This is a genomic window from Nocardiopsis sp. NPDC006198 (assembly GCF_040613895.1).
Classification (GTDB): Bacteria; Actinomycetota; Actinomycetes; order Streptosporangiales; family Streptosporangiaceae; genus Nocardiopsis; species Nocardiopsis tropica.
In genome coordinates, this window is record NZ_JBEXSY010000005.1 from 195,588 (window position 1) to 203,729 (window position 8,142).

The window sequence follows — 8,142 nt, forward strand, 5'->3', positions numbered from 1 at the left end:
GGTGCGGCGGTGCGGTGGTGCCTGGGCCCGGCCGGCGCGGTGGGCGCCGGCCGGGCACTGGGTCAGAGTAGTCCTGCGGCGCGCGCCCAGCGATACTTCGCGCCGAGAATCTGCACGGGTTTCTCGGTCGTGTAGGGGAAGGCCACGATCCCGTGGTCGAACAGGTACTGCGAGGCCTCCTCCACCTCGGTGTCCCCGGAGAGGGAGGCCACCACGGGCTTGTCGATGCCCTTGGCCCTGGCCTCGGCCACGACCTCGCTGATCACCTTGGCGAAGACCATCGGCGGGGTGATGATGGTGTGCCAGTAGCCCAGGATCAGCGAGTGCACCCGCTCGTCCTCCAGGCCCAGCCTGACCGTGGCCTCGTAGGTCGAGGGAGGCTCGCCCCCGGTGATGTCGACCGGGTTCCCGGCCGCCCCGAAGGGCGGGATGAACGCCCGGAACGACGCGTCCAGGTCCGGCGGGATCTCGTACAGCGACATCCCGTTGTCGACCACGGCGTCGGAGAGCAGTACGCCCGATCCGCCCGCCCCGGTGATGATGACGACGTTCTCGCCCTTGGGCGTGGGCAGGACGGGCAGGGCGCGGCCGAACTCCAGCAGTTCGTTGAGCCCCGGCGCCCTGACCACCCCGGCCTGGCGCAGGATGTCGTCGTACACCTTGTCGTCCCCGGCGAGCGCCCCGGTGTGCGACCCGGCCGCGCGGGCTCCGGCGGCGGTGCGCCCGGCCTTGAGCACGATGACGGGCTTGTGCGGCACGACCTCGCGTGCGGCCTCGACGAAGGCGCGGCCGTCCTTGAGGTCCTCCAGGTGCATGGCGATGGCGTTGGTGTTCTCGTCCTGCCCGAAGAACGTGAGCAGGTCGTCCTCGTCGATGTCGGCCTTGTTGCCGACGCCGACGATGGCGGAGACCCCGGTGTTGGTGCTGCGGCTGTAGCCGAGGATGGCCATGCCGATGCCGCCGGACTGCGAGGTGAGGGCGGTGCCGCCGGCGACGTCGTAGGGGGTGCAGAACGTGGCCGACAGCTTCTCGGGCGTGTAGTAGTAGCCGTAGATGTTGGGGCCGAGGAGCCGGACGCCGTGCCTGCGGGCGATGGCCAGCACCTCGTCCTGCAGCTCCTGCTCACCGGTCTCGGCGAAGCCGGACGGGATGAGGATCGCCGCGGCGACCCCCTTCGCCCCGACCTCCTCCAGCGCGCCGGCGACGAACTTCGCGGGGATCGCGAAGACGGCCACGTCGACGTCGCCGGGGACGTCGAGGACGCTCGCGTACGCCTTGCGGCCGTACACCTCGGGGGCCTTGGGGTTGACCGGGTACACCTCGCCGGCGTACCCGCCGTCGACGATGTTCTTGATGACGGAGTGGCCGATCTTCCCGGCCTCGTTGGACGCGCCGATGATCGCGATCGACCGGGGCTTGAAGACCCGGTTCATCGCGCCGAGGATCTCGTCCCGGCCGAACGAGGCCGGCCGCTCGGCCGGGGTGAAGTCCAGGACGAAGCGCAGGTCGGCGGCCACGGCGGACGAGGGCCCGGCGAACACGGGGTTGAGGTCGGCCTCGGCGATCTCGGGGAAGTCGGTCACCAGGTCCGACAGCGCGCTGACGACCTCGGCGAGCCGCTCCTGGTCCACGCCCGGCCGGCCGCGCACACCGCGCAGCACCTCGGCGGCGCGGATGTCGCCGACCTGGGACAGCGCCTCCTCCTTGGAGATCGGCGCCATGCGGAAGGTGACGTCCTTCAGGACCTCGACCAGGACGCCGCCCAGGCCGAACACCACGATCTTGCCGAAGGTGGGGTCGGTGGTCGCGCCGACGAGGACCTCGACCTCGGGTCCGCCGCCGATCTGCTGCTGGATCTGGACGCCGTCGATCCTCGCGCCCGGGGTGTGGGCGAGGGCGTTGGCGACGATGCGGTGGTAGGCCTCGGAGACCTTCTCGGCGCTGTCCAGGCCGACCTCGACGCCGCCCGCGTCGGTCTTGTGCAGGATGTCGGGGGAGACGATCTTGGCCACGACGGGGAGGCCGAGGTCCTGGGCGAGGGAGGCGGCCTCCTCCGCGGAACGGGCCAGGGCCTCTCCGGGGATCGGGATGCCGTAGGCGTCGGCGAGGACGCGGCCCTCGGGGGCGGTGAGGGCGGTGCGGCCCTCGGCACGGGCCCGGTCGAGCACCTCGCGGACCGCTGAGCGGTCCCGGTCGGAACGCTCGGGGGTGTAGGCGGCCATGTCTTCAGATCACTCCGTTCGATTCGAGTTCGGCCAGGTCCTCGTCGGACAGTCCCAGTTCGCCGCGGTAGACCTCGGCGTTGTGCTCGCCGAGCAGCGGGGAGCGGACGACGTCCACCGGCGAGTCCGAGAGGCGGATCGGCGAGGACACGGTGCTGTAGGGCCCGCGCTCGGGATGGTCGACGGTGGTGATGACACCGTTGGCCCGCAGGGTCGGGTCGTCGATGATCTCCCGGGTGGACATGATCGGGCCGCAGGGGATGTTGTGCGCGTTGAGCGTCGCCAGCACGTCCCACTTGGGGATCTGGGAGGTCCACTCCTCGATCAGGGAGAACATCTTGTCGAGCTTGTCCAGCCGGGCCTCGGGGGTGGACCACTCGGGGTCGTCGGCCAGTTCGGGCCGGTCGATGAGCCGGGTGATCGGTTCCCACCCGACGGGCTGGACGATGACGTACACGTAGTCGTTGGGTCCGCCCGGGGCGGTGCGGACGGCCCAGCCGGGCTGGCCGCCGCCGGAGGCGTTGCCGGAGCGGGGGACCTCGTCGCCGAAGTCGTCGTTGGGGTACTCCGCCAGCGGCCCGTGCGCGAGCCTCTGCTGGTCACGGAGCTTGACGCGGCACAGGTTGAGCACCGCGTCCTGCATGGCCACCTGCACGCGCTGGCCGCGCCCGGTGTGGGTGCGCTGGTACAGGGCTGCGAGGATACCGGCTACTGTATGCATCCCCGTGCCCGAGTCACCGATCTGCGCGCCCGTCGCCAGCGGCGGGCCCTCCTCGAACCCGGTGGTGCTCATCGAGCCGCCCATCGCCTGGGCGATCACCTCGTAGGCCTTGAAGTCGGCGTACGCGCCCGGCCCGAACCCCTTGATCGAGGCGTAGACCAGCCGGGGGTTGGCCTCGGAGAGCGCCTCCCAGGTGAACCCCATCCGGTCCAGCGCGCCGGGGGCGAAGTTCTCCACCAGGACGTCGCTGCGGCGCACGAGGTCCAGGAAGATCTCCTTGCCCCGGGGCTTCTTGGTGTTCAGGGTGATGCTCCGCTTGTTGGAGTTGAGCATCGTGAAGTACAGGCTGTCCACGTCGGGCCGGTCCCGGAGCTGGCGCCGGGTGATGTCGCCCGAGGTCGCCTCCACCTTGACCACGTCCGCGCCCATCCAGGCGAGGATCTGCGTCGCCGACGGCCCCGACTGGACGTGGGTCATGTCCAGGACGCGTACCCCGTCGAGTGCCTTGCCCATGGCTCTTCCTCTCTGGCTCGGCTACTTGTACATGGTCTGGTTCATCGTCCCCGGGGCGTAGACCTCGGGGTCGATCCAGACGTTGACGAGCGAGGGCTTGCCGGACTCGCGGGCGCGGCGCAGCGCCGGGGCGATGTCGGCCGGGTCGCGGACCTCCTCGCCGTGGCCGCCGAGCATCCTGGCGAACTCCGCGTAGTTCACGTCCCCCAGCGTGTTGCCGATCTCGCCGCGGTCCGCGCCGTACTTGGCGATCTGGCCGTAGCGGATCTGGTTCATCGACGAGTTGTTGCCGACGATGCCGACGAAGGGCAGGTCGAACCGGACGAGGGTCTCGAAGTCCCAGCCGGTGAGGCTGAACGCGCCGTCGCCGAAGAGCGCGACCACCTCCTTGTCCGGGCGGGCGTACTTGGCGGCCATCACGAACGGGACGCCGACGCCCAGCGTGCCGAGCGGCCCCGGGTCCATCCAGTGGCCCGGCGACTTGGGCTGGACCACCTGCCCGGAGAAGGTGACGATGTCGCCGCCGTCGCCGACGTAGATGGAGTCCTCGGTCAGGAACTGGTTGATCTCGCTGACCAGCCGGTAGGGGTGGATGGGCGTGGAGTCGGAGGTGAGCAGGTGCGCCCGCTTGTCCAGGGCGGTCTGCTCCTGGGTCCGCAGCTCCTCCAGCCAGGTCTTGCGGCTCTGGGAACCGTTGTCCCCGTAGGCGGAGGTGGCCTGGAGCACCGAGGACAGGATGACGTCGGCGTCGCCGACGATCCCCAGGTCGATGTCCCGGTTCTTGCCGACGGTGGCGTAGTTGAGGTCGATCTGGACGACCGTGGCGTCGGGGGAGAGGCGCTTGCCGTAGCCCATGCGGAAGTCGAAGGGGGTGCCGACGATGATGATCAGGTCGGAGTTGGTGAAGGCGTAGCGCCGGGAGAGCTGGAAGTGGTGGGGGTCGCCCGGCGCCAGCGTGCCCCGGCCGGCGCCGTTCATGTAGGCGGGGACGTTGAGCGCGCGGACCAGGTCGGTGGCCGACTGCGTGGCCCGGGTGGTCCACACCTGGTTGCCGAGCAGGATGCTCGGGCGCTCGGAGCGCACGAGCAGGTCGGCCAGGCGCTCGATCGCGTCGGGGTCGCCCGCCTGCCGCGTGGAGGCGCGGTACCGGCCCTTGGCGGGGATCCGCGCCTTGTCCAGGGGGACCGAGGCGTCGAGGACGTCGCGGGGGATCTCCAGGAAGGACGGGCCGGGGGCTCCGCTGTTCGCCTCGCGGAACGCCATCGAGACCATGTCGGCGACCCGCTCGGTGTGCGGCACGGTGGCGGCGAACTTGGAGATCGGGTTGATCATGTCCACGTGCGGCAGGTCCTGGAGCGAGCCCATCTTGTGCTGGCTCAGGGCGCCCTGGCCGCCGATGACCAGCATCGGGCTCTCGGCGCGGTAGGCGTTGGCGATGCCGGTGACCGCGTCCGTGGTCCCGGGGCCGGCGGTCACGACCGCGCATCCCGGCTTGCCGGTGATCCGCGCGTAGCCGTCGGCGGCGTGCGCCGCGACCTGCTCGTGGCGGACGTCGACCACGTCGATGCCCTCGTCGGCGCATCCGTCGTAGATGTCGATGATGTGTCCGCCGCAGAGCGTGAAGATGACGTCGACGCCCTCGGCCTTGAGGGCCTTGGCCACCAGGTGGCCTCCGGAGATCGCGGTCTTCTCGCTGGTGGTGGATTCGGTGGTTCCCTTGCCGTCGGCCATCGGTACGACGACCCCTTTCGTGCGGTGCGGGCGGGCTGCGTCCTCGGGGGACGCTGTTGCCGGGATACTGTATACCGTGTACGTCACATTGGAGCACGGCGTCGCGGCGGTGTCCAGACCCCGTGTGGGGCCGGTGTGGTCCGTACCGGGAGCGGGCGCCGGAGCAGGGCCGCGAGCAGCGCCGCGACCCCGCACAGGGCACCCGCTCCGACCAGGCCCGTCGGCCAGGCGGCGGGCGGCGCCGTCGCCAGGAGCAGCGCCGCCCCGCCGACGCCGACCAGTCCGCCGACCGCCTTCGAGCTGTAGACCAGGCCGTGGATGCCGGCGGTCCACCGCGAGCCGAAGTGCCCCTCGGTGATCGCGCGGGTCAGCGGGTAGCAGGAGCCGGTGCCCGCGCCCGCCGCCAGTGCCAGGAGCACCGCGGCGGCGGGGGGCCCGGCGGAGGCGGACGCGGCGAGGCCGGTCAGCGCGAGCGCCGCGGCCCCCAGCAGCAGGGCGAGGATCCGGCGCCGGCCGGTCCGCTCGGCCGCCGCGCCCGCGGCCAGGCGCCCCAGGCCGCTGCCGGCGGCGAAGGCCGCGATCGCCGGGGCGACGGCGGTCGGGGGGTGGCCGCCCTCCACGAGGAGCACCGGCAGCGCGGCGAGGACGAACAGCCCGCCGGCCCCGGAGAGGGCGACGACCGCGTGCAGGAGCGGCAGTGACCCGCCGGCCGTCCACGCCTGGGCGTGGGTGAAGTCGGTGGCCGGGGGCGGGTCGGCGCCCCGGCGCAGGGCGACGGCGCGCGGGTCGGACGCCCCCGGCGGCCACCACCGCGGCGGGGCGGAGCGCTGGCCCGCGCCGCCCGCGACCCCCAGGACCAGGACCAGTGCCGCCAGCGACGCGCAGGCCCAGGGCAGCGAGGCGGGGGACGTCCCGGCCGCGATCACGGGGAGGAGGGGGACCGAGCCCAGGGCGAAGGCGCCGCCCACGGCCCCCGAGCGCACGGTCCGCCGGTCGGGGAACCAGCCGCCGACCAGGTCCGTGCAGGAGTGGTAGACGAGTCCGGCGCCCGCGCCGCCGAGGACCCCGTAGCCCAGGACGGCCGCGGCGAGTCCGGAGGAGGCGCCGAGCACGACCAGCGCCGCCGCGCACAGCAGCGCGCCGGTCTGGATCAGCGCCCCGGCCCGCAGTTCCCGCCGTCTCCCCAGCCGGTGCAGCGCCGGGGCGCAGGCGCCCTGGACCAGGGTCCACACGAGGAACGGGAGCAGAGCGGCGGCGGGGGACCAGCCGTGCGCGGCGACCAGGGTCGGGACCGCCGCGCCGTAGCCGAACTGGAGCACCCCGACCGCCGCGGCCGCGACCAGCGCGCGGGCGAGGACGACGGAGCGGGGCACGCCGGTCAGCGTGCGTGCGGACGGGCCGACGGAGTAGCGCCTGCCGCGCCAGTCGCGCACCTCCTCCCGGTCGGGGACGGAGGGCGGAGGGTGTCCGGGGGAGTGGGGGCTGCACATGGCGACACCTCCTTGTATGCAGTATGCAAAGTTCTCGGCGCCCTGGGAAGGGGTGGCGCAGGACACATTTTCGGCCGAAGGAGTATTGAATACTGCATACAGTATGGAGTATCACTGAAGGGGACACGACAACCACGTCATGAGGAGGCCAGGTGGATCTCCACGAGTACGAGGCCAAACAGCTCTTCGGGGAGTACGGCGTCCCCCTCGTCGAGGGCGAGATCGCGGACACCCCCGAGCAGGCGCGGCTGGCGGCCGGGCGCATCGGCCACCGGGTGGTGGTGAAGGCGCAGGTCAAGACCGGTGGTCGCGGCAAGGCCGGCGGCGTGAAGGTCGCCGAGGGCCCCGAGGACGCCCGGGTCAAGGCCGAGCAGATCCTCGGCATGGACATCAAGGGCCACACGGTCCACCGTGTCCTGGTCGAGGAGGCCTCCGACATCGCGGAGGAGTACTACTTCTCCTTCCTGCTGGACCGCGCGAACCGCGGCTTCCTGTCGATCTGCTCCAAGGAGGGCGGCATGGAGATCGAGGAGGTCGCCGTCACCAACCCCGACGCGGTCGTGCGCACGCCGGTCGGGCCGGAGGGGGTGGACCAGGCCGCCGCGCTGGAGATCTGCCGTGCCGCCGGACTCCCCGAGGAGGTGCGCGACTGCGCCGCCCAGGTGATCACCCGCCTCTGGGCGGTCGCCGCGGGGGAGGACGCCACCCTCGTCGAGGTCAACCCCCTGGTCCGCACGGCCGACGGCCGGATCGTCGCCCTCGACGGCAAGGTCACCCTGGACGAGAGCGCGGGCTTCCGCCACCCCGAGCGCGTCCCCTTCACGAACGGCTCCGACGTCGACGACCGGGAGCGCAGGGCGAAGGAGAAGGGCCTGAACTACGTCAAGCTCGACGGCGAGGTCGGGATCATCGGCAACGGCGCGGGCCTGGTCATGTCCACGCTGGACGTGGTCGCCTACGCCGGCGAGGAGCACGGCGGGGTCAAGCCCGCGAACTTCCTCGACATCGGCGGCGGCGCCTCCGCCGAGGTCATGGCCAACGGCCTGGAGATCATCCTGGGCGACCCGGCGGTCAAGAGCGTGTTCGTCAACGTCTTCGGCGGCATCACCGCCTGCGACGCGGTCGCCAACGGCATCGTGCAGGCGCTGGAGCTGCTGGAGCAGCGCGGCGGCGACCCGGGTTCCAGCGGGACCGGCAAGCCGCTGGTGGTGCGACTGGACGGCAACAACGCCGAGCTGGGCCGCCGGATCCTCGACGAGCGCGCCCACCCGGCCGTTCGGCGGGTCGACACGATGGACGGCGCCGCCGCCCGGGCCGCCGAGCTGGCGGCACTGGGCTGACCGGCGAGACGAACTTCGACAGGGGACGCGACACACCATGGCTATTTTCCTGACCAAGGACAGCAAGGTGCTGGTCCAGGGCATGACGGGCTCTGAGGGCACCAAGCACACCCGGCGCATGCTCG

5 protein-coding genes are annotated in these 8,142 nt (G+C 72.1%); 1 reads left to right on the forward strand and 4 read right to left on the reverse strand.

The genetic code is table 11. The annotated features are described in order from the left end of the window. Positions 1–62: 62 nt before the first annotated feature. The 4 genes from ABZ234_RS06150 to ABZ234_RS06165 form a co-directional block, all read right to left on the reverse strand. The gene (locus tag ABZ234_RS06150; protein WP_355011205.1) at positions 63–2,222 is read right to left on the reverse strand and encodes an acetate--CoA ligase family protein; all 2,160 of its coding nucleotides are present in this window, start codon (positions 2,220–2,222) and stop codon (positions 63–65) included. Positions 2,223–2,226: 4 nt separating this feature from the next. Next, positions 2,227–3,456, reverse strand: a complete 1,230-nt coding sequence (frc, locus tag ABZ234_RS06155; protein ID WP_355011206.1) for a formyl-CoA transferase — start codon at positions 3,454–3,456, stop codon at positions 2,227–2,229. 21 nt (positions 3,457–3,477) lie between these two features. Then, positions 3,478–5,187, reverse strand: a complete 1,710-nt coding sequence (locus ABZ234_RS06160) for a thiamine pyrophosphate-binding protein (protein WP_267947997.1) — start codon at positions 5,185–5,187, stop codon at positions 3,478–3,480. 83 nt (positions 5,188–5,270) lie between these two features. Next, positions 5,271–6,677, reverse strand: a complete 1,407-nt coding sequence (locus tag ABZ234_RS06165) for an MFS transporter (RefSeq protein WP_355011207.1) — start codon at positions 6,675–6,677, stop codon at positions 5,271–5,273. A 152-nt stretch (positions 6,678–6,829) separates the two neighbouring features. On the opposite strand from ABZ234_RS06165, the gene sucC reads away from it, so the two are divergent. Continuing rightward, positions 6,830–8,017, forward strand: coding sequence for an ADP-forming succinate--CoA ligase subunit beta (gene sucC / locus ABZ234_RS06170; RefSeq protein WP_355011208.1), 1,188 nt, complete (start codon positions 6,830–6,832; stop codon positions 8,015–8,017). Positions 8,018–8,142: the final 125 nt, after the last annotated feature.